Source organism: Psychrobacter sp. DAB_AL62B (assembly GCF_028895345.1).
In the GTDB taxonomy this organism is placed as follows: domain Bacteria; phylum Pseudomonadota; class Gammaproteobacteria; order Pseudomonadales; family Moraxellaceae; genus Psychrobacter.
Genome location: NZ_SAXC01000006.1, coordinates 38,691 through 61,260 on the forward strand (window position 1 = coordinate 38,691; position 22,570 = coordinate 61,260).

Below are 22,570 nucleotides of genomic sequence, written 5' to 3' on the forward strand. Positions count from 1 at the left end.
AATCGTTTTTATTATTATCGTAATCTTGCTTTACTGCTTATTTTATCGTTCTTGCTAAGGAGTCCAGATGTTCGCTGCCGCCGCCGGCTCACCAAATTTGATGTTACAAGCTACCATTTTCTTGGGAGCAGCGCTGCTGTTTGTACCACTTGGTAAGCGCTTCGGTATCGCGACAGTCTTAGGGTATCTCATCACAGGACTGATATTGGGTCCAAGTGTCTTAGACGTGGCAGGCGACGCTGAGAGCCTGTTGCATTTTTCTGAATTTGGCGTGGTGATGCTGTTATTCATCATTGGGCTTGAGCTGCAGCCATCACGATTATGGGCGCTACGCCGTTCTATATTTGTGTTGGGTGGTCTGCAAGTTGGTCTAACTGGCACGTTATTAATGTGGCTTTCACATCAGTTCTTCGCCTTACCACTCGATACCGCATTTATCATCGGCTTTGGCCTCGCCCTCTCATCCACTGCATTTGTACTACAGATATTGACTGAAAAACAGCAGCTTTCGAGCACTCATGGTCGTGAAGCCTTTACGATTTTATTATTCCAAGATATTGCTGTTATTCCTTTATTAGCCGTCATTCCATTTTTATCAGGCGTGCGCGAACAAAGCTATGACTTGATTTATTTTGGCAAGGTATTCGCTGTTTTTGCCGGACTCATTTTTGCCAGTCGTTATGTCGTTCGACCATTTTTTAAGTTTGTGGCGTCAAGTGGTGCCTCTGAATTACTGACGGCGGTAGCGCTATTCATCGTAATGGGTGTCTCTATTTTGATGGGTCAGATTGGTTTATCTATGGCATTAGGCGCATTTTTGACAGGGGTATTGTTAGCAGATTCTGAGTATCGCCACGAGCTAGAGGCCAGTATCGAGCCTTTTAAAGGCCTGTTATTAGGGCTGTTCTTTATGTCGGTCGGCATGCTGACCGATGTCAAACTCATCTTAGCAAAGCCCATCTTCATTATCGGCTGTGCGATGGGGCTGATGTTTATTAAATTCAGTGTCATTACAGCGATTGCAAAAATATCAGGCAATCGCTGGCCGACCAGTATTCGGCTAGGTGTTACCCTCGCCCAAGGCGGTGAATTTGCCTTTGTTTTGTTTAGCGTGGCAACGGCACAAAACGTCTTGCGACCTGAGCTTGCCAATACCCTGAACCTTGTCGTGACCATCTCTATGGCACTCACGCCCTTGGCATTCTTATTATTAGAAAAAATAGGTGAGCCGTTATTTGCCAAAAGTAAACCAAGCCGCGAATACGATACCATTCCAGACCACGAGCATCAGGTAATTATCGCTGGTTTTGGGCGAGTTGGTCAGATTATTGGTCGTGTATTGCGCATGCACAATATTGAGTTTACAGCGATTGAACGCTCTGCCAATCGAGTCGATTTCGTCCGTAAGTTTGGTAATCAAGTTTACTATGGCGATCCAAAAAACCCTGAGATACTACGGGCGGCTGGTATCAAAAAAGCACGTGTATTTATTCTTGCCATCGATGATTTAGAGCGCTCTATCACCACTGCTCAATACCTGCGTAAAAACTATCCAGATTTGGTTGTCTTAGCGCGAGCTCGTGATCGTCAGCATTACTATCGTCTACGCGAGGTTGGCGTCCGTCATATTTGGCGTGAGACTTATTTAACCTCTTTAGATATGTCACGTGAGTCGCTACAGCTGCTTGGTATTTCACCAGAAAAAGCACGCGAAACGGTACAAACTTTCCGCGACTATGATGATGATTTGATTGAACGCCAACAAGCTATCTATGACGATGAAGCCAGTATGATTGAATCGACCCAATCAGCGATGGCAGAGCTAGAAAGCTTATTTGATGAAGACATTGATAAAGCCCGTAAAATGGATTTGAGCGATTTTTATGAGGCGCTCAAAAGCCAAGCAGTACCAATCGATGATAAAGACCATATCGCGACTGATTCTAAAAACTAAGCTTTATAAAACGCTAATCAGCGCTACAATTTTCAGGTGCTTGCTTTTTATTCAGTGAACTTATACATTCCCAATTATCACCGCCTAGTACATGATAAAAAACCAAATTATGATCATTTAGATAGCGTATAGGGAAATTAACATTCTGAATCGTCGCAATAACGGCACAGTCGGTTTCTGCTACCCCCGCCGCCTTGGTATCAATATCAATACGTACTTGCTGAGTGCCAGTATTGATAGGCAGATTGATCGGGCATTGTCCGGTTTGCTGATATATCAGCGCCACGCGATTTTGTGCTGTTTTAGCGCTATCATAGGCATCAAACAATACTTCATTTGCTTTTGGCTTGGCGATAATAGGCAAAAACTGCACCTTAATCACCATTAAGGCAAATGCAAAAAATCCAAAGCCCAGCCCTAATCCAAATAAACTAACCCCACCCTCTCGGCGCAAATGCGCTTGTTGCAAGCGCTCATCTTGCGGATAGTCATCAATAGCATCGGCAATCTCACGACGTGCCATACGATAATAGTAAGCATCCGTCCAGCGTGCGACCATAAACGACCAAAATAGCCAAATAATTGCAGCGATGGCTGCTCGTATCGTCATTTGATAAGCATCAGCGATATAAGGCATGGCCAAAAATTCAACCGTAACCAATACCAAAGCAACATTGAGCTGGATAAATGACCATCCTGCCACACTATAGACAATCGCATCCATATAGCGCTTACGGTAGAGCAGCCAAGGAAAGGTCACAAAAAACGCCGCCCAATGCCATTTTGGTGAGAGATAACCTTGTTTATCAAATTGCTCAAAGCGCTTTAAATAATAGCGCTGGCTACGATTACTGATAAACCATTTGTCCAATTGTCTACGTTTGGCAGGAGTCAGTTGTTCTTGATAAAAAGGAGGTGGTGTATCCGTTTCGATAAATAACATAGTGATAAGCCTTACTTACTACTACGAAGAAATTGAAATCAATCAGTCTTATTATATGATAAGGCTAAGCCAGATGTATAGGACAGCGAAAAGATAGAGGCACGACGCGCTAAAAGGGGATTCAACGTTCACACTTGCTCAGATTTAACTTATAATACGCTCATATTCGCAACTTTATAAAGTCTTAGTAATATTATGAGCCAACCTTCTAATACCGATAGTCCAAACGATATAAACCAAGTAGCTGAGCCTAGTACTGCTACTCCTTCCGATACCATGGCCGTTTCAGAGAATGACAAACATTTACGTATCGTTAATACGTTTATGAAACGACGCACGCACATGAATAAAAACGCCGAGCTGGCATTGACTGCGCCAGAGTTTGCCCATTATTTGGTTAATAACAGTTTTGGCGATGGCAATCTTGACGGCATCGATGATTTGCGTGTGCTATTTACCGATAGTCCTAATGGTAGAGATGCCCCACTTACTGTAGAGATTGGCTTTGGGCTCGGTGATTCGTTCATTGAGATGGCAGTAGCAGAGCCTACTCGTAATTTCGTTGGCGTCGAAGTACATGAGCCAGGTATAGGCAAATGCGCTTATATGGCAGGCACCCAAGGCTTAACCAATGTCAAAATCATCAACGGTGATGCCATTCAATTGCTAAAGCAGTTACCAGAAAATCATATCGATCGCATTCAACTTTATTTCCCTGACCCATGGCAAAAAAAGCGTCACTACAAACGTCGTTTCGTCAGCCCTGAGCGCATGGCAATCGTGGCTCGCAGTTTAAAGCAAGGTGGCTGGTTCCATACCGCCACCGACTGGGAGCATTATGCTTTTTGGATGGTAGAAGTTTTAGATGGTTTTACAGGCTTAACCAATCAAGCTGGCGTTGGCAACTTCACTGACCGTCCTGACTTTCGTCCGATGACCAAATTCGAGCGCCGTGGTTTAGAGCGTGGTCATGGCGTATGGGATTTAATCTATCTCAAGGACTGATACCGATAAGCCTTTACCCTAGCAGCGCCCCATATAGCGGCTAAGATATTTATAAGTGCCTTAGCCGCTTTTTTATGGCTATCATTATTCAAGCGCCTGTTTTATAGAGGTCGGTATAAAATCTAACCTACTCTGCTATCTACTTTAAAAATATAAAATACTTTCATAAAAAAATAAGCCGCCTACCCTGACGTGAAACATAGCGATTACAAAGCAAATTATTGATAAATTTAAATTTGCAAAAACAGAAATCCCTAATAATGGCAGACTGGATGATATTCCTTATCTGCGCAAACATTGATAGTATAAGGGCTTCGTGAGTTCTCCCCATAAGCTGTGGATAACCCTGTGTATAAGTCGCTACTTGACAAGGATTGCCCTAGGCAGCTTAAAGGATAAGGTAAAATCGTTCATTTTTTGTACAATATAAAATTCATTAAATATCAACATCTTATGTTCAATTTAAAAATAAAATAATTTATTTTTAATATTTTTAATATTAATTTTATCTACTCAGATGTTTCACACACCATAAATAAAGTCACTTTATTTGTTGTGGACAACTCATAAACCTATTGACAAACAGCCTTGTTATCAAGTTTAAATGCTAAGTTAAAACAGAGCATATTTTATGCAGACTTCATCCTTATACTATACGACACTACCTGTCGCTTAGCCTCTTATTGCTCTAATTATTTGACTTAGATTTTGTTATAATTGCCTCATCTAAACAAGAATAGTATAAAGAAGTATGTACTGATAATTAAATGATAAATGTGTGAATAACTATTACATTTATTATTATTTATGAACTTTTTTTTACTTTTGTCATCACTTAATTTTACTGTATAGTAGAGTGATATATTCGATATCACTGTCTAAAACCTGACATTATAATCTCCCCCAACCTTGTTCAAAAATATCTGTTGTTTAAGATTAAAGTCATGATTAATGATATTGAGCAAGCAGTTTTTGATAGCAATAATACTTACTGTTCCGAATTAATGATTAATAATAAGGAGTCCTGCATGGACGAAAATAAAGCCAAAGCCCTTAAAGCTGCATTAGCTCAAATCGAAAAGCAGTTTGGTAAAAACACCATTATGCATTTGGGTGATGACTCAGCAGCACTTGATGTCGATGTGGTATCGACTGGCTCATTAGGTTTAGATATTGCACTTGGTATTGGCGGTTTGCCAAAAGGTCGTATCGTTGAGATTTACGGCCCTGAAAGTTCAGGTAAAACGACCATGACCTTGCAGGCAATTGCAGAGTGCCAAAAACAAGGCGGTGTTTGTGCCTTTATCGACGCTGAGCACGCACTAGATCCAGTATATGCACGCAAGCTTGGGGTGAATACTGATGAATTGCTACTTTCACAACCTGACAATGGCGAGCAAGCGCTTGAGATTACCGATATGTTGGTACGTTCAGGTGCGATCGATATGATCGTCATTGACTCGGTCGCAGCCTTGACGCCGCGTGCAGAGATTGAGGGCGAGATGGGCGATTCACATATGGGTTTGCAAGCACGTCTTATGAGCCAAGCCTTACGTAAAATCACCGGTAATGCCAAACGCTCAAACTGTATGGTGGTATTTATTAACCAAATTCGTATGAAAATCGGCGTTATGTTTGGTAGCCCAGAAACCACAACCGGTGGTAATGCGCTCAAATTCTATGCTTCAGTACGTATGGACATTCGCCGTATTGGTGCGGTCAAAAACGGCGATGAAATCATTGGTAACCAAACTCGTGTCAAGGTTATCAAAAACAAAATGGCACCGCCTTTTCGCCAAGCTGAGTTTGAGATTACTTATGGCGAAGGTACCAATCACTTAGCTGAAGTCATTGATTTGGGTGTTGAGATTGGTGCGGTTGGTAAAGCAGGCTCGTGGTACAGCTATGGCGATGAAAAAATCGGTCAAGGTAAAGCCAACTCTGTGCTGTTCTTAAAAGAAAACCCTGTTATTGCTGAAGAGATTGAAGCTAAGATTCGTGCTGAAAAGCTTGGTGTAAAAAGTGACAGCAAGGCAGAAGATCTTATTGAAGCTAATGAAGAACTGGCCTCTGAACCTGTACAATAACGGTCTAATGATTAACTGTCATAAGTAACTATGATTTATTATGGAAATTAAAACCTTAGCTGAAATTCTAGCTGAGTCGGATGCCGACTCAGCTAGTAATACTAATACTAGACCCAAAAAACCGTCTAAATACTCCTATAAAGATACGCCTAACAAGCCCAGTAAAAATGGCAAACGTTCTGCCTATCCAAGTAAAGAGCCTTCATCAGCTAACGACTCAATAAATCACGACTCAGTAAATCAGGAATCTACCTATAATGTAGAATCGTTTGACGTACTACCCTCCCCTACAAAAAAGACCTACAAGTCCAAAAAACGCAAAAAAAACTTCCATCCAGCTGCTAACTTTACAGCTGAACCTAATGATGTGCCTGTTTATCAGCCACCAGAAGCGCAAAGCATTAAAGAGATGTTGGCAGAAGTTAAACACAACGTTCATGGCGATAGAGCCGATATAGACTCTCATAATAAGGCTGGCGTTGGGCAACATTTAGAAAGTTCAGAATGTTTATCTGATTTAACGGCTCCTAATGACAGTAAAGCAGATAGTCAAATCGATAACTTACCTTCTGCACTTAAAGCTTATTTGCGCACGCCTGAGCAACGGCAAGCGGAAGTCGATGCCATCAAAGCAGAAAGCCGATTGCGTTGGTTGGCTTTTTATTATTTGTCACGGCGCGAGTATGGTAAAGCTGAATTAAAGCAAAAGCTGATTGATAAAGAACAAGACTCAGAAAAGATTGATGCATTACTCGATGAGTTTGAAGATAAAGGCTATCAAAGCGATTACCGTACGACCCTCATGCTTATCCGTGAAAGCATTCGTAAAGGGCGTGGGCGCGGACATATTAAGCAGGAATTTTATCGTAAAAAAATTGCCATGCCAGACAATATCGATGAGCTCATTGATATGGCTAATACAGAATCCGAAGAATTTAGTGAATTTATAGATGACAGCGCTGATAATTTGGTCGAAGGCGTAGACTGGCTGAAACTAGCGGTTACTGCCCGCACCAAAAAATATGGTGATAACATACCCACTGAACAAAAAGACAAAGCAAAGCAGCTACGCTTTTTACAATATCGTGGCTTTAATACTGATATTTGTTTTCAAGCGCTCAACTATACGTTAGATAACTTAGATGAGCGTTTTTAATGTTAATTTGATAGCTCGTCATTAATAAAAATCTAATAACAACTTAATGTAAACTTAATAATAACCAAGTAGTTTCCACCAAAGTAACCCTGCACCTATCCATACTACAAGGTTTACCACACTCATGATGGCACCAATACTCCACCACTCTCCTAACGTCACATAGCCTGAGTTAAAGATAACTGGTGCGGTACCTGTTGCATAATGAGTGAGCGTCATCATGATATTGCCTGCTGCTGCCAAAATCAGCGCATATAACATCGGAGGTGCCCCTAAAGTCAATCCTACTGCATAGAAAGCGGCAAATAGCGCAGTGATATGAGCGGTAGTACTAGCAAAAAAGTAATGGATATACAGATAAACTAAGGTCAAAATAACTACAGCGCCGACCCAGCCTACTCCTAGCGTTCCAATCATTGATTCGATATTACTTGAGAACCAGCTGATTAAACCCAATTTATTAAGGTAAGAGGCCATCATAATAAGGGCGCCAAACCAAATAATGGTATCCCATGCAGATTTTTCTTTAAGCACATCATCCCAAGTTAGTACGCCAGTCAGTATTAACGTCGTCAATCCTATAAAAGCGGTGGTGGTCGCATCAACATTTAATTGCTCACCAAAAATTAGAGCAGGAATATTTGCCCACAGTATCAGCATCAGCGCAAAGACGCCTAACATGATTTTTTCTTGCGTGCTCACCTGACCCATTTCTGTTAAATTATCTTTGGCAAATTTTTTCGCATCGGGAGTTACTTTGACATCCGGTGGATATATTAAATAAATAACCAATGGCATTAATAATAAACAGAGCATCCCTGGTATAAACATCGCGACTGCCCACGTCGTCCATGACAGCTGAATCTCACTACCAGTAGCTTTGTTGACCAGATCCACTACTAATGGGTTCGGTGCAGTAGCGGTAATAAACATACCGGACGTGATTGGATTGGCATGATAATTAACCATGGCTAAATAACGACCAATTTTTTTCTGTGTGCCTTCTTCTGGCGTAGAATGAAAGCTTTGCGCAATCGACCTCATGATAGGATGAATAATACCACCGCCACGAGCCGTATTAGAGGGTGTAATCGGTGCGATCATCAGCTCCGCCGCAGTCAAAGAATACGCGACCCCGATGGTTTTTTTACCAAAGATAGAGATAAAATAATAAGCGATACGCCGACCTAAACCCGTTTTTATTAATCCCCGCGATATCATCACTGCAACACCAATAAGCCAAATCAGAGGGCTCGAATAGCTTGATAACGCATCAGCAATCGCTTCTTTTGGACTCTCGTTGGTCACACCAGTAAGCGCCACCAAGGTGACGGCAATAATGGCAATCGCGCCAATAGGCAAGACTTTACCGATGATGGCGACAATAGTGCCGATAAATAATGCCAACATATGCCACGCTGCAGGTGTGACCCCATTAGGCACAGGAATGACAAACCAGATGATAAGGCTGACTAAAATCGCAAGCGCAGCAGGTATAGGCTTAAATGGCATGAGTAATATATCCTTATAAAATATTTATACCCTCAGATATCGCTACCTTTAAGGTGAAATATCCTCAAATTAACAGCTTTTATAAAGTAGTACTAAATAAATTATACAGTTATCATAATAATTTCAAATCTATTTATGGTGTTTATTCACTATTTTTAACATATTTATACTCTGTTCAAAACGAATAAATACAGGTTCGGTGGTGCTTGAGTATGAAAAATGCTCCTCATTTCCTGGGTGCTTTTGCCGTTCCATACATTTCGATGAGCTTGTTTTTATAGTATTAAAAAAATAAAAAAAAGAGCACACAGATATGTACTCTTTTTTATTTTTGCCACTTTAAAACAATGAATAGAAAGAACTATCCTACTTTAACGCACCCAATCGGCTTGATAACTGACTAATAATTTGGTCAACCTCTTGGTTAGCCTCAGTCTCATTATCCAAGTTACCATTTGGTGTCAGTTGGTTCATAACTTCAGGCAGTAACTCAGCCAAACCTTGACGTACTTCTGTATCGTTAGCGCCGGTGTGAGCAGCGACTTGCTGGATTTCACTGTCATCAAATAAGCGACTGATTTCGTTTGGATCAAGATTGTCATTGTCTTGTTGATTACTCATCCACGACTTCGCTTGGTTTTCATAGCCCATGCCAGTAATTTTTGATAATGCACCGCTCAAACCACCATTACGTTTGATCCAGTTTAATACCATTGGCATCAATGCAGCGATTAGCATCCCTTTACCGCCGAAGCCAGACTGTCTAGTTTGGCCACCCATAGTCTGTCCACCCAATACACTACCTAATATGTCGCCAAGCCCGCCCGCACCTGAACTCATACCACCACGCTGACTATTTCCTGTTAAACCACCACCTGTTAGACCGCCGATAATGTCATCTAAGCCAAAGCCATTGTCTGAGCGACGCTCATACTGCTGGGGGTTATAGCCACTCGGTTGATTGCCACCGCCTAATACGTTACCCAATATATCGCCTAGCCCACCAGTACGACGCGGATTAATACGTTGATTGACTGGATTGCGTTGGGCATCCTCTGGGTCCATCGCGCTACGTGCCACTTGGCTCACTAAATTCCCTAGTAAACTCATAGTCTGTTCCTTTTTATTATAATAAAATTCATCGTCGAAAGGTTTCACTTATCGAAATAACGACTGCTGTATATATCATTAATCAATATTTCGTAAACCACTTTTAACGATTGATTCTAATATATCAAATCTTTTTCTCTGTCTAGATAGGTATTTTGTTATGACATGTAGTAGATAGTTTGACATTACCAGATAAAGCAGATAACTAATTAGAAGCCATAAAATCAACTTACCTTTGTCTAAGCGGTTTTACTAGAAATCATATTGGCCAAGATAGTTAGCTCTCGCCATTGCTCAGCGCTGACTTGATCACGAAACACAGCCACAGATAAACGGCGTTGATAGGGTTCTATAACAATAAAATCAAAGCATATAACCCAGCGATAATGATTGAGCGTACTAAGCTCTGCTTGCCATAATGCATCCCCGCGACCTGTACGTATTAACAGTTGCCAATTTTGATACACACTCTTATCGAGTGGCGGCTGTGTTATATGCAATAATATTGGTTGTGATAATGCTAAGTAACTTATGACTGCGGCGCTGATGATTAGCATTAAAACATATTGCCATAGTGACAATGAAGCAAGCCCTGCTAATATAATGATCGCGCTAGCTAGGACGCTATAAAATGCCATGCGCAAATAGCTCATTGCCTTAATAGCGGTGTCGATACGTAGCGAGGTTAGCGTTGTCATATTGGTTACTGCAGCATAGCTTTAATTAATTAGGATTGTTTAAAGCGGCTTTGATAATTAGAAAATTAGATCAAGCGCTTTAAACGACAGATGAGGATTATTGGTATTCAAACAATCCTTTGAATCATTAAACCAAACTTTTACTATGGCGCCATGTCTTAATCTTATTGACCAATTCCCATAGCGCCTCATCTTCTGGACGATTTTGATTGGTGAAATAATCCAATAAATCAGGGTCTTCATGAGTCAACATTTGAGCAAATGTTTCTTGTTCTGCAGGTGCAGCCGTTAGATATATCTCTTTGATATACGGATCAAAATAAAAGTCCAACTCTTTGAGGCCTCGGCGTGCTTGATAAATAATGCGACGTTGTTCATTGGTTGGCTCTGGTTGATTTATAATCGTCATAAAAATATTCTCATTGGTTTACATTGTATATTGTATTTAAATAAATATTAGGATTCGGCAGTTCTATTGTTAGAAATCACTGTCAAAAATAAATCTATTTTTGATTCTAATCACTTAAGCATAGCCATCTAATTATAAGCATCTAGTCACAGCTATTAGTATTTATCGTAGGCAGATAGCTGGCTCCATAATGCCACGGCTTGCTGCATCATAGTGACATTATGAGTACGAATAATGCTAGCACCCTGCTGAAGCGCAAAAATACCAGCAGCAGTACCTACCGTATCACGCTCGGGCGGTTGGGTAGTAGTAAGCCCTTGCACACCAGTTTTGGTCAGCACTTCTGCCAAAAATCGCTTGCGCGATATACCAAACATCATCGGCAGTTCAAGTGTTTGCAAATTTTTAAGCTGACTTAATAATACACAGTGATGCTCATAGTTTTTAGCGAAACCAAAACCGGGGTCGATAATTATTTTTTCACGTTTGACACCCATACTGGTGACTTCATCGATACATGCTTTTAACTCTATATGTACTTCACTGATGACATCATCATATTGCGCCAGATTATTCATGGTTGTTGGTTCGCCGCGCATATGCATCAGCATAACCGGTATATCAAGCTGAGCGGCCATCGCTGCTGCACCTGCGCGTTTAAGCGCCCGCACATCATTCCAAATATCAGCACCTACCTCAAAAGCTGCCTGCATGACCGCCGGATTACTGGTGTCAATAGAAAGCCAAATACTATCACCACAGTGATCTCTGATTGCTTGCACAATAGGTATAACACGTTGTATCTCTTCATCGGTTGCCACAGCGTCCGCATTTGGTCGCGTAGACTCACCACCGATATCGATAATGGTTGCACCAGCCTTTATCATTTGCTGACAATGGGCAACTGCTTTATCGATCCCATTAAACTGTCCACCATCAGAAAATGAATCTGGTGTAACATTAAGAATACCCATAATATTAGGTTGTGATAGGTCTAATACTTTATCGCGGCTGGTCACCGTATAAGCAGGTAAAGGTTGGAATAACGACATGACCCATCCATTATATAAAAGATTGAAAAAACGGTCTTAAAGAGTAGCTTATGATAGCAGTAAATCTTATACGATTCTAAAATAGCGGCAACAAAAAAGCCCTTTCTAAAAAGGGCTTTTTCTACTGAATGTTGATGAAGTAAATATTACATCGCTGGTAATGGCGGAGGCGTCGTTCCAACTGTTTTCATATCGCCTTTCGATAAGTTCACTTCATTATGCTGATAAACTCTTGGCGGACGAGGTTGTTCACCTGCTAGGATATCTTGCAACTGATCACGGTCAATGGTTTCCCATTTCATCAAAGCCTCAACCATGGCATGCATTTTTTCTTGGTTGCCTTCAATCAACTCACGAGCGATGTCATATTGCTCTTCTAGCATACGGCGCACTTCTTCATCTACTTTTTGCTGCGTGGCTTCTGATATGGTGCGAGTTCCACCACCAAAGTAGCCTTGCGAGCTATCGTCATCTTCATACACCATGATACCTAGTGCGTCTGACATGCCATACTTGGTAACCATAGCACGCGCCATTTTGGTTGCGCGCTCAAAATCGTTAGATGCACCCGTTGACATTTGATGGATAAATACTTCTTCTGCAATACGGCCGCCAAACAAGATAGCAATATCACTCAGCATTTTTGACTTATATAGACTGGTCTGATCGTGTTCGGGCAACTGCCAAGTAACACCAAGGGCAAAACCACGCGGCATAATAGTGACTTTATGCACAGGGTCGGTGCCCGGAAGCAGCTCAGCAACTAGTGCATGACCTGCTTCGTGATAAGCGGTAGCACGGCGCTCTTCTTCACGTATCACCATTGATTTACGCTCAGGACCCATATATAGCTTATCTTTCGCGTCTTCAAAATCATTCATATCAACGCTTTTTTTGTTGCGACGAGCCGCAAACAATGCCGCTTCGTTGACAAGATTGGCCAGCTGCGCACCACTAAATCCAGGTGTGCCGCGGGCAAGTGCGTTGGCATCAACACCGATTGTATTAGGCAGTTTTCTCAAATGTACTTTAAGAATTTGCTCACGACCTTTGATGTCTGGCAAGCCAACTTGAACCTGACGGTCAAAACGACCGGGACGCAATAATGCTTTATCAAGAACATCGGCACGGTTGGTTGCAGCAATGACGATAACGCCTTCGTTGCCTTCAAAACCATCCATTTCGACCAATAATTGGTTCAGCGTCTGCTCGCGCTCATCGTTACCGCCGCCCATACCTGAACCACGATGGCGACCGACTGCATCAATCTCATCAATAAAGATGATACAAGGGGCGCTCTTTTTCGCTTGTTCAAACATATCACGGACACGTGACGCACCGACACCCACGAACATCTCAACAAAGTCAGAACCTGAAATCGAAAAGAACGGTACTTTTGCTTCACCAGCGATAGCTCTTGCTAGTAGCGTTTTACCCGTACCTGGTGGGCCTACCATCAAGATACCACGTGGAATTGTCGCGCCAAGCTTAGTGAATTTATCAGGGTCACGCAAGAATTCAACTACCTCAACCACTTCTTCTTTGGCTTCTTCACAACCAGCCACATCTTCAAAACTCACTTTGATTTGGTCTTCGGTCAGCATTTTGGCTTTCGATTTACCAAAGCTCATTGGTCCGCCGCCTTTACCGCCAGCACCACCTTGCATATTACGCATAAAGAACAAAAACAGACCAATAATCAATAGAATTGGGAAACTGGCTATTAGCAATTGCATCAGGACACTTTGACGCTTAGGCGCTGTGCCTTGCACTTCAACTTGGTTCTCGCGCAATAGTGGCATGAGCTGCTCATCAGACACAGCTGGTCTAATGGTCTCAAATGAAGAACCATTTTTCTTTTCACCGATGATTTGCTCGCCATCAATTTCAACACTGGCTACTTGATTTTCTGACACAGCGGTCACAAACTCAGAGTAGTTAAGGCTATCCGGCTCAGATGATTTATCAAAGCCGCTAAACACCAGCACTAAAACGCCGATTACCACCAGCCACAATAAGGTATTTTTTACCATGTCGCTCACTAGTTATTCCCATCCCTTACTTATTGGTGTGTTTACTAAACACGTGACGTCTATATATAAACGTATGTCTCACTATTCAAGGGCTATTGGCAAATTATCGCTTATTCATCCAAAAGAGAGGTCATAAAAACAACCTCACACTTTTACTGGAAGTAATAAGCCATATAAACATGCACAATAACAATAGATAACTGAGTTTATAAGGCGCTTACGATCAGACGACTTTGCTTAAAACATAAATACTTAAACATAGGTTTGAAACAAAGTTAATATAGCATTATATGTGGTATAAACCTGAATAATTCAAGCAGGTTTCGCATTTATTCAGTTAACGATTGTAGCGGTTTTCATTTAAACATCAATACATTATATGGTGACGCATTATCTCATGTAATATTATCGCAACTTATTGACGTTAAAACTATTTAATAGCGATCCAAAACATCTCTTTTGAGCGTGGTCGTGAAGCGCCCGGTTTGATACTACGGATTTTACTAAAATCAAGCTGCATCTGCTTGCGTAATTCTTGTGTACCTTCACCTTGAAACACTTTCATAATAAGCGCGCCACCTTCTGGTAAGGTTGCAAGCGCGAAATCGACCGCAAGCTCACATAAGTACATCATACGCGGCTGATCGATTGCGCTATTACCGGCAGTATTAGGGGCCATATCAGATAACACCACATCGACTTGTCTATCGCCCACCTCCGCCATGATACGGTCAAACACTTCGGCCTCGCGAAAGTCGCCTTGAATGAAGGTGACGTCTGGCAAAGTATCCATAGGCAAAATATCAGAAGCAATCAATATGCCTTTTTCGCCCACTAATTCACCGGCAACTTGTGACCAACTACCAGGCGCACTACCCAAATCAACAACAGTCATACCTTTTTTAATCAAATTGGTTTTTTCATTAATCTCGAGTAACTTGTAAGCGGCACGGGCACGGTAGCCGTCCTTTTGGGCTCTTTTCACATAAGGATCGTCAATATGCTCCTTCATCCAAGCACTACTGCTTTTTGACAATTTTTTATTTTCAATACGTGTGACCAAAATTCCTGCTCCTATAATTTTGCAAAATACTCATAAACGTCTATTAAACGGTCTTTCATTAAATAATTTTCTGATAAGCAGCTTTTAATACGTACTCAACTATTCTCACTGAGCGACTAATTAATCCATTCATCCGTCTTAGACGATTAAACGGTCAAATTTTCTTAGTGAAAACGCTGCTTTATAAGGCCGTAGCGTTTATAATGTGCTCATACTTGCAGTTTAACATTTTCATTACGTAAAATCGTGCAAAATCCTGCTGATCTCATGCAAGATGATCATAGATTATCTATAATGGTCATTAACTGCACACATTCGCACTGTCATCTATTTTTACCAAACCCTAGGAATTCTATGCAACTTGATAACGCTACCATCAAACGCCTAAAAGGCATTGGTCATGATCTAAAACCGATTGTTATGATTGGCAACAAAGGTATCACGCCAAGCATCACGGAAGAGATCGATCGCGCCTTATCAGATCACGAGCTCATTAAAGTAAAACTGCCTGCAGGCACCAAAGAAGAGCGTGACGTCATCGGTGCTGAGCTTGCTGCTACTGCTAAGGCGACGTTGATTCACTCAATTGGTCGCATGGCGCTATTGCTTCGTAAAAATCCAAACGCCAATCCTAAACTATCGAATCTTGCCCGTAACGCTTAGTCGTTTATTATTGGTAGGCCGCTTAAAAACAAGCTTATCCTGCTGATATGCCAGTTAGATTTTTAGATTATAAAAGCCGTGATGCATCTTTGCTCGCGGCTTTTATATTATTTATCGCTTAGGATTTACTGATATCGAGTATTTGATATGAATAATAGTGCGTATCAAATATTATAATACCTATATTTGAGGTAATAAAGACATGAGCCAGCGTTTTGATTTACGTCTAGCAACTGAAACTTTAGCAGAGGATGCACAGCAACTTGGTGTGACGGTAGAAACCTTACAAAACATTAGTGTGCAAGTAACCGCAACGCTTGTAAAGCAGCCAAACGCTTACTTAGAGCTAGAATATAGTGTAATGCTACCTACTGAATCGTTAGCTACTCAATTCAATTGGCCAAAGTGGCAATCAGAGCAAGTAAGCTTTACTGATTATCTATGGGAACAAACTTGCCTTGAATGCTTTTTGGCAGGTTCTTTAATTAGTAGACGTTCAGAAGATGGTGATAAGTTACCTAATACTCATGAAACAACGGCGTATGTCGAGATAAACGCAAGTCCTGACGGTCGTTATGCAATGTATCAGTTTAAAAGCTATCGTAACCCTGCGACACTTCCACCAAAATCTTTGCTGCAAGCAGATGGACAGACACGCGCCTCTATCGATTGGATTGATACCTCAAATCAGCAAATGCCCTTAGTAGAGACCAAAGCTTCTAGCCAGTTATCGACAACATCTAAAAGCTCAGCACCTAAACTGTATCACTACGAGCGCAGCTTTAGGACGCCATTAAGCCAACTGTCCAACGAAACAACTGGAATCAATAATACTGCCATCGAATATATACATCCTTGTGTCATTTTATACTTTGGCAACACGGCTTTATATTTCGCCCCCGAACACTCCTCCCCGCCTGATTTTCATAATCGTCATTATTGGTCAAGATTTAACCATAAAGCGGCGCTGATTAAATAGCTACTTTTGAAGGTTTGATACCATCATTCAAAGCGCAAAAAAAACTCAGTAATATCACAAAAGATATTACTGAGTTCGGAGAAAACGCTTAACTTAAAAAGCCATGAAAAGCAGCTAAACGATTCTTATTTGTCAGCCATTGCAAGGTAGATACCACGGTTTGAGGCATCATCAACGTATTTTGAATCGCGCCATGTTGTATAGCTATTAACACCGCTATATGGGCTGATACCGTTTTGACGGAAATCAGATACCCAGCCATTACCATCAAATATTTGGATATGGCCATGTGGACGTCTTGAGCTACGATCATAAACAATAACGTCACCAACTTGGGTCGGCATATTGTTACTAATTTTGCTAAAGCCTGCTTGTGACAATGTGCCACGAGAGGCATATTGATAGGCTGAAGGATTAGGGGTAAATTCATAGCCAGCTGATTGTAGCGCTTTACGTACGTAACGAGCACAGTAACCAGAGCTGTTAGATAAAGCGACTCGTGATGCATTTGCTGCTGCAATAGCAGGCGCAGAATAACGATCTGGCACTGTATTTGCTTGCTGCTGACGCTGCTCATAAGACAAACGACTGGTTAGCGAAGCAAGCTGATATTCTTTTTGTTTTGCATGCGCGCTTAAATTATCGATTGCTTGGCTAATTTCGTCATTACTAGAAACATAAGCGCCGCTATTGGTGCTGTAGATATTACGACTTGAACCGTAGTTCGAAGCAGCAGAGATATTTGTGATGGTATGAGTCAAGGTATTATTTGATTGAAAGGTGGTTTCGGCAGCACCACTTGTCTGTGCCACGCCCATTCCCAATACTGACAAAATTAATAAAGCTTGTTTCATAAATTTACTACCTATTGTGAATACGGGATTGCTCGTCATCCGTGACGAAGCATGAATTAGTTTAGAAAATATAATCATAAGACAAACATGATAAAATCTTTAGTAGAACAGCTCACTCTTGTTTCTTCAATGACGAACGCTGAAATTATTAACAGCTTAGCCATGTGCTTCTTCAATCGCTTTAGATGAGTTATGACGATGTCAAAAAAACAACCTAACCGACTTGCTAAACTTATCGATCATCAAGCTTTTGCTGGTAGCGCGCTACCTCAAACTCTTGCAGACAATATGCGTTTATATATACAAGCAACCACTGAAGTAAAAGAGCTTTTGGTAGATTGTCTACCAGAGGAAATTCTCAGTAACTGCTGGGTTGTGGGTTTAACCGCTGAGCAATTAATACTCAGTGTAGGCTCAATGACTGCTGCTAATCATATCCGCTATTTACAGAGTGCTTATTTGCAGGTGTTAACAGAGCAGTCAATTACATTTAAACAACTCAAGCAAATTCGCGTCGTAGTGGCCAAGATATCTGCTGATAATCATTATTCTAAATCATCATCAGCGTTGTCAGCACCCTTATCAAAGCCTCATAAAGGCCATGAAAATCAGGCCTTTAGCCAAAACACAAAGCGGACTATATCACAGGCTGCAGAGAGTGTCACCACTGATGAAAACCTTAAAAAAGCACTTTTGCGCTTAGCAGGTCAGTAAAAACTCTCATTTCCTATTGTAAAGTTATGTAAAAAAACCAAGTAGTTGACACCGCCAGCGCTGGGTTTTTGTAATCTCGTAAACAAAAAAAATCATCTATCAGTGCTATTCACATTGTGAACATAACCAACAGATGATTTCATTATTCTCTACAGCTTTTATCTTACCTACTATGTAGCATATTTCTTATAAAACTATTAGGAAAGCATCCATTTAAACGAATATTGTTTGACCTTACTTATAACCAATTAATGTAATATTGCGTAATTGTTTCGATACTTCGTGTATATTCCTGTATTCATCCTTAGACAGTTAAGCTATTCAAAGGTAAATATTCGATAGGACAAGTTACGTTGTCATCAAATGTTACAATTTCAAAGTTATTATGATCCGATAAAATCTCACGAACTAATAAATTATTCAATGCATGACCAGATTTGTAGGCATTAAAACGACCTAAAATTGGATAGCCGATTAAATATAAATCGCCAAGCGCATCTAGAATTTTATGACGAACAAATTCATCATTAAAACGTAAACCTTCTTCATTCAAAATCTTGGCTTCATCGATGACAATAGCATTGTCCATGCTACCGCCTAATGCCAAATTATTCTGACGTAAAGTTTCAATATCACGTAAAAAACCAAAGGTACGCGCTGAGCTCAATTGTTCGATGAAGTTTTGGGTAGAAAACTGTAGCTGCGCATGTTGGAAATTTTTATCAATAGCAGGATGGTCAAAATCAATTTCGAAATTTAATTCAAACCCTTCATAAGGACGTAGCTCTGCCCATTTATCGTCAACTTTAACGCGTACCGATCTTACTATTTTAATAAATCTCTTTAAAGCATCCTGCTCACGGAAACCTGCTTGTAATAGCAGTCCCACAAACGGCGCAGCACTGCCATCCATAATCGGTATTTCTGAAGCCGACACACGGACTAGTAGATTATCAACCCCAAGACCAGCTATCGCACTTAGCAAGTGCTCAACCGTACCGACACGCGTACCACCAAAGACAAGATTTGATGACATCATGGTATCTTGTACCAAAAATGCACTCGCAGGAATGGGCAGGCTACCGGCAATATCCGAACGCTCAAAAACGATTCCGGTATTAACTGGCTGCGGATGAAACTCTAAATCAACAGGTTGACCACTATGAAGACCAGTACCGGTAACGGCTATTGCTGTTTTTATGGTTCGTTGGTTCATGGCTGTCTTCTCACATATTTTGTTACAATTGGCATAGTGTAGCATTACCCGCCCCTGCTTCGCTAGCGTTAAAAAGCGTTAATTTCCTTATTTCTTTGATTAATAACATTTATCATAACTCTATTATTGCTGGCTTTTATGTCTCAATAATTGATTAATAGCTACGAAATAGTGAGTTTTAGGGACGTTTTATCCTATAAAGTGTCTTACACTGAAATTGTTTAACCATGTCTTTTTATAGATATTTATAGCTTTTACTTAAGCGATTTTATAAATAGACCTTGGTTATGTACAGACACAAAAAAGCCAGCGATTGAGCGCTGGCTTTTTTAATGATAAGTATTTATAAATGACTATTTGTTTTGTTGACGCTTAAGATAGTCTTGAATGCTATTAGTCTTAGTTTTAGTCTGTTCTGGCGCAGCATTTGAACGGATTGGATTTTCTTGGTATTGAGCTTGAGACTGTTTTTGGCTATTCAAAGCGCTAGTATGCAAGTTTGGGTCGACAGGCTGTGTGCTATTCACAGATGGCACAGGCTGCTCTACTACTTCAGGCTCTTCACCCGCATTTTCATCTAAGGTCAGACCCGTTGCAATAACGGTCACATGCAAATCATCACCCATTTTTTCATCAATGACAGAGCCATAGAAAATATGCGCCTCATCTATATCAGTGATTTCTTCTACTATGACACTGATTTTGCTCATCTCATCCAATGATAACGACTCAGAAGAAATTACGTTGACGAGTAAGCCTTTGGCATTCTCCAGACGCAAATCGTCAAGCAATGGCGATCTAATGGCTTTTTCAGTGGCTTGACGCGCACGGTCATCACCGCTGGCACGACCAATACCCATCATCGCATGACCTTTTGCTGTCATTGCAGTACGAATATCATTAAAATCGATATTAATCATACCTTCGCTGGCGATGGTTTCAGCAATACCTTGAACCGCATGTAACAACACATCATCCGCTTTTTTGAATGCGTCTTGCATAGAAATATTGCCGTAAACACTCATTAACTTATCATTTGGGATCGTAATAATAGAGTCAACGAAGTTGGTGAGCTGCTCAATACCCGCTTTAGCAGCCTTGATACGTTTGCCACCTTCAAACTTAAATGGTGTGGTGACTACTGCGACTGTCAACACTTCCATTTCTTTAGCAATGCGCGCAACCACTGGTGCTGCACCAGTACCAGTACCGCCACCCATTCCAGCGGTGATAAACACCATATCTGAGTGTTCAAGTAACGCACGAATCGCTTCTTCGTCGCTTTCTGCGGCTTCACGACCAACTTCTGGGTTCGCCCCTGCGCCTAGACCACGGTTTGTTTTTGCGCCAAGTTGCAATTTATGCGGTGCGGTCAAACGATCAAGCGCCTGTTTGTCGGTATTCGCACAGACAAACGTTACCCCTCTAATCCCTTGTTGTACCATATGTTCAACTGCATTACCGCCACCGCCGCCTACACCGAATACAGTGAAGCTTGCCTGGCCATTATTTTGAAGCTGGTTATCATCTGGCATGGTGTATTTTGACATAAAAAGGTTTCTCCAGTTGCAGATAGCGTGATGGTCGATACGTGTTAACACACTCATATGGCGCGCTATCGACTTACTATATATAAATGTATTGAAATAAAACAGGGCAATGGCTTAAATAGTAACGCTTAGCCCAAATATGCCGTTATTATACAGGGTATTGCTTTTAATATTGTTGCATGGTCTTAAGCGCAAAATACTTATCTGTATGCTATAAATATTTTGCCAGCAGAATCCCCGCAGAATTATAGTATCTTTTTTAAGACACTAGCAAAACGTTGCCCTGCACTTTGAAAGACGCCAGTCACTCGGTTTTTTTGAATCGCTTCAGGCTCACTTTTTTCACTACGCCGAAACTGCTCGCTTTGACTATATAGTAATGTCCCAAATGCCGTTTGATAAGCGCGATCATTGACCTGAAGATTTAGCTGCTTAAATGATTCATCATTATCAAAATGGTTATAAGCACTAATAGCAGGATGGGTATTGGTCAATACCACTGGCATTTTAAGCAATTTTTTGGCAAACGGTATCATGCCTTTAATTGAACTACCACCACCTGTCAGCACAATGCCTTTATCAATATAGCTTAATAGGTCAGCTTCATGCAGCTGGCGAACCACCTCGGTAAAAATCTGCACGTAACGGGCTTCAATAATACGAGCTAAATTATAGATACCGATATTAATTTCATCGCCTGACCCTTGTGGCTTAAAGATAAAAAACGAGCTTGGATCTACACTATTGACATCAACCGTACCATACGATTTTTTTAGCTTTTCAGCTTCTATCATAGAGATACCAACATCTGCCGAAATGTCCATCGTCACCTCATGACTGCCGGTAGCGATGCAATGCGTAAAAATCAGCTTATTTTCTTTATAAACACAAATACTGGTAGTACTAGCGCCGATATCGATTAAACAAACGCCCTGTTGGCGCTCTTCACTCATTAAGCTATATTCTGCACTGGTCACCGCATCAAAAACGATATGGTCAATACCAACATCACAGCTTTGCAGTAGTTTTTGGATATTCTGACGGCTCGCAACCGGCATCATCATCATGTGATACATCACGGCAATGTTGTGCGCCACCATGTCAATGGCGTCATCCACCATAAACTCTTGATTATCAATATAAATGCCTTGCTGGCAACAATGCATCAAATAGTAATCCGACGACAAATCTTGCGACTTAGCATTCGATAACGCCTGCACCATATCTTTGGTACGTGCGACTTCGTCTTCTACTCTAACATCACCGGTACTGTTTTTGCTCAACAGTTCAGGTGTTGCCATCGTTAACCACACACTATGCACGCGACAATTGGCGGTATCTTCCGCTTCTTGAATGGCTTGTTTGATAGCGCCTTGCAAACGTTCGCGATGCTTTATTTGACCTTGATAAAAGTCACTATTTTTAACTTGCCCAACACCCATAATACGAATGTCTTTTGCAGAGACAACGCTGCCAATAACGACATAAACTGCCGTGGCACTTAGATGGACAACAACCAGATTTTCAGTATTTTTCATGGTACCAGACAAATTATCGCTAAACAGGAGACCA

Annotated in this window: 19 protein-coding genes; 7 read left to right on the forward strand and 12 right to left on the reverse strand. The window is 41.1% G+C overall.

Annotation, left to right across the window (positions count from 1 at the left end; translation table 11 throughout):
* Nucleotides 1-67: 67 nt before the first annotated feature.
* On the forward strand, nucleotides 68-1,954 hold the full coding sequence (locus EPB74_RS09085; protein ID WP_079692505.1) for a monovalent cation:proton antiporter-2 (CPA2) family protein: 1,887 nt from the start codon (nucleotides 68-70) through the stop codon (nucleotides 1,952-1,954).
* Between the two features lie 13 nt (nucleotides 1,955-1,967).
* Here EPB74_RS09085 and EPB74_RS09090 read toward each other — a convergent pair whose 3' ends face one another.
* Entirely contained in the window at nucleotides 1,968-2,897 is a 930-nt protein-coding gene (locus EPB74_RS09090; RefSeq protein WP_274903908.1) for a DUF2628 domain-containing protein, read from the reverse strand.
* Nucleotides 2,898-3,173: 276 nt separating this feature from the next.
* On the opposite strand from EPB74_RS09090, the gene trmB reads away from it, so the two are divergent.
* From trmB to EPB74_RS09105, 3 genes are all read left to right on the forward strand, one after another.
* On the forward strand, nucleotides 3,174-3,902 hold the full coding sequence (trmB, locus tag EPB74_RS09095; RefSeq protein ID WP_274903995.1) for a tRNA (guanosine(46)-N7)-methyltransferase TrmB: 729 nt from the start codon (nucleotides 3,174-3,176) through the stop codon (nucleotides 3,900-3,902).
* Between the two features lie 1,028 nt (nucleotides 3,903-4,930).
* Entirely contained in the window at nucleotides 4,931-5,989 is a 1,059-nt protein-coding gene (recA, locus tag EPB74_RS09100) for a recombinase RecA (protein ID WP_079692513.1), read from the forward strand.
* A 40-nt stretch (nucleotides 5,990-6,029) separates the two neighbouring features.
* Entirely contained in the window at nucleotides 6,030-7,145 is a 1,116-nt protein-coding gene (locus EPB74_RS09105) for a regulatory protein RecX (RefSeq protein ID WP_274903909.1), read from the forward strand.
* A gap of 54 nt (nucleotides 7,146-7,199) precedes the next feature.
* Here EPB74_RS09105 and EPB74_RS09110 read toward each other — a convergent pair whose 3' ends face one another.
* From EPB74_RS09110 to EPB74_RS09140, 7 genes are all read right to left on the reverse strand, one after another.
* The gene (locus EPB74_RS09110; RefSeq protein WP_274903910.1) at nucleotides 7,200-8,657 is read right to left on the reverse strand and encodes an anion permease; all 1,458 of its coding nucleotides are present in this window, start codon (nucleotides 8,655-8,657) and stop codon (nucleotides 7,200-7,202) included.
* A 366-nt stretch (nucleotides 8,658-9,023) separates the two neighbouring features.
* Nucleotides 9,024-9,767, reverse strand: coding sequence for a YidB family protein (locus EPB74_RS09115; RefSeq protein WP_274903911.1), 744 nt, complete (start codon nucleotides 9,765-9,767; stop codon nucleotides 9,024-9,026).
* Between the two features lie 239 nt (nucleotides 9,768-10,006).
* Entirely contained in the window at nucleotides 10,007-10,465 is a 459-nt protein-coding gene (locus tag EPB74_RS09120; protein WP_274903912.1) for a hypothetical protein, read from the reverse strand.
* A gap of 127 nt (nucleotides 10,466-10,592) precedes the next feature.
* Entirely contained in the window at nucleotides 10,593-10,874 is a 282-nt protein-coding gene (locus EPB74_RS09125) for an FAD assembly factor SdhE (RefSeq protein ID WP_274903913.1), read from the reverse strand.
* Between the two features lie 155 nt (nucleotides 10,875-11,029).
* Entirely contained in the window at nucleotides 11,030-11,926 is an 897-nt protein-coding gene (gene folP / locus EPB74_RS09130) for a dihydropteroate synthase (RefSeq protein WP_274903914.1), read from the reverse strand.
* A 146-nt stretch (nucleotides 11,927-12,072) separates the two neighbouring features.
* A complete protein-coding gene (gene ftsH, locus EPB74_RS09135; protein ID WP_274903915.1) occupies nucleotides 12,073-13,968 on the reverse strand; it encodes an ATP-dependent zinc metalloprotease FtsH in 1,896 nt (631 codons plus the stop codon).
* Between the two features lie 421 nt (nucleotides 13,969-14,389).
* Nucleotides 14,390-15,022, reverse strand: a complete 633-nt coding sequence (locus EPB74_RS09140) for an RlmE family RNA methyltransferase (protein ID WP_079692524.1) — start codon at nucleotides 15,020-15,022, stop codon at nucleotides 14,390-14,392.
* Nucleotides 15,023-15,376: 354 nt separating this feature from the next.
* On the opposite strand from EPB74_RS09140, the gene EPB74_RS09145 reads away from it, so the two are divergent.
* A complete protein-coding gene (locus tag EPB74_RS09145; protein WP_274903916.1) occupies nucleotides 15,377-15,685 on the forward strand; it encodes a YhbY family RNA-binding protein in 309 nt (102 codons plus the stop codon).
* A gap of 202 nt (nucleotides 15,686-15,887) precedes the next feature.
* The gene (locus EPB74_RS09150; RefSeq protein WP_274903917.1) at nucleotides 15,888-16,664 is read left to right on the forward strand and encodes a hypothetical protein; all 777 of its coding nucleotides are present in this window, start codon (nucleotides 15,888-15,890) and stop codon (nucleotides 16,662-16,664) included.
* 125 nt (nucleotides 16,665-16,789) lie between these two features.
* On the opposite strand, the gene EPB74_RS09155 is transcribed toward EPB74_RS09150, so the two are convergent.
* The gene (locus tag EPB74_RS09155; protein WP_079692527.1) at nucleotides 16,790-17,518 is read right to left on the reverse strand and encodes a CHAP domain-containing protein; all 729 of its coding nucleotides are present in this window, start codon (nucleotides 17,516-17,518) and stop codon (nucleotides 16,790-16,792) included.
* A gap of 198 nt (nucleotides 17,519-17,716) precedes the next feature.
* Between EPB74_RS09155 and EPB74_RS09160 the strand changes: the two genes are divergently transcribed.
* Nucleotides 17,717-18,232: a hypothetical protein gene (locus tag EPB74_RS09160; RefSeq protein ID WP_089554252.1), complete on the forward strand. Its 516-nt coding sequence runs from the start codon at nucleotides 17,717-17,719 to the stop codon at nucleotides 18,230-18,232.
* A gap of 304 nt (nucleotides 18,233-18,536) precedes the next feature.
* On the opposite strand, the gene lpxC is transcribed toward EPB74_RS09160, so the two are convergent.
* The 3 genes from lpxC to ftsA form a co-directional block, all read right to left on the reverse strand.
* A complete protein-coding gene (gene lpxC, locus EPB74_RS09165) occupies nucleotides 18,537-19,448 on the reverse strand; it encodes a UDP-3-O-acyl-N-acetylglucosamine deacetylase (protein ID WP_171996353.1) in 912 nt (303 codons plus the stop codon).
* Between the two features lie 353 nt (nucleotides 19,449-19,801).
* Nucleotides 19,802-20,998 (reverse strand): cell division protein FtsZ, encoded by a 1,197-nt coding sequence (gene ftsZ / locus EPB74_RS09170; protein WP_079692529.1) that lies wholly within the window; start codon nucleotides 20,996-20,998, stop codon nucleotides 19,802-19,804.
* Between the two features lie 245 nt (nucleotides 20,999-21,243).
* Nucleotides 21,244-22,536: a cell division protein FtsA gene (ftsA, locus tag EPB74_RS09175; RefSeq protein ID WP_274903918.1), complete on the reverse strand. Its 1,293-nt coding sequence runs from the start codon at nucleotides 22,534-22,536 to the stop codon at nucleotides 21,244-21,246.
* Between the last annotated feature and the right edge of the window lie 34 nt (nucleotides 22,537-22,570).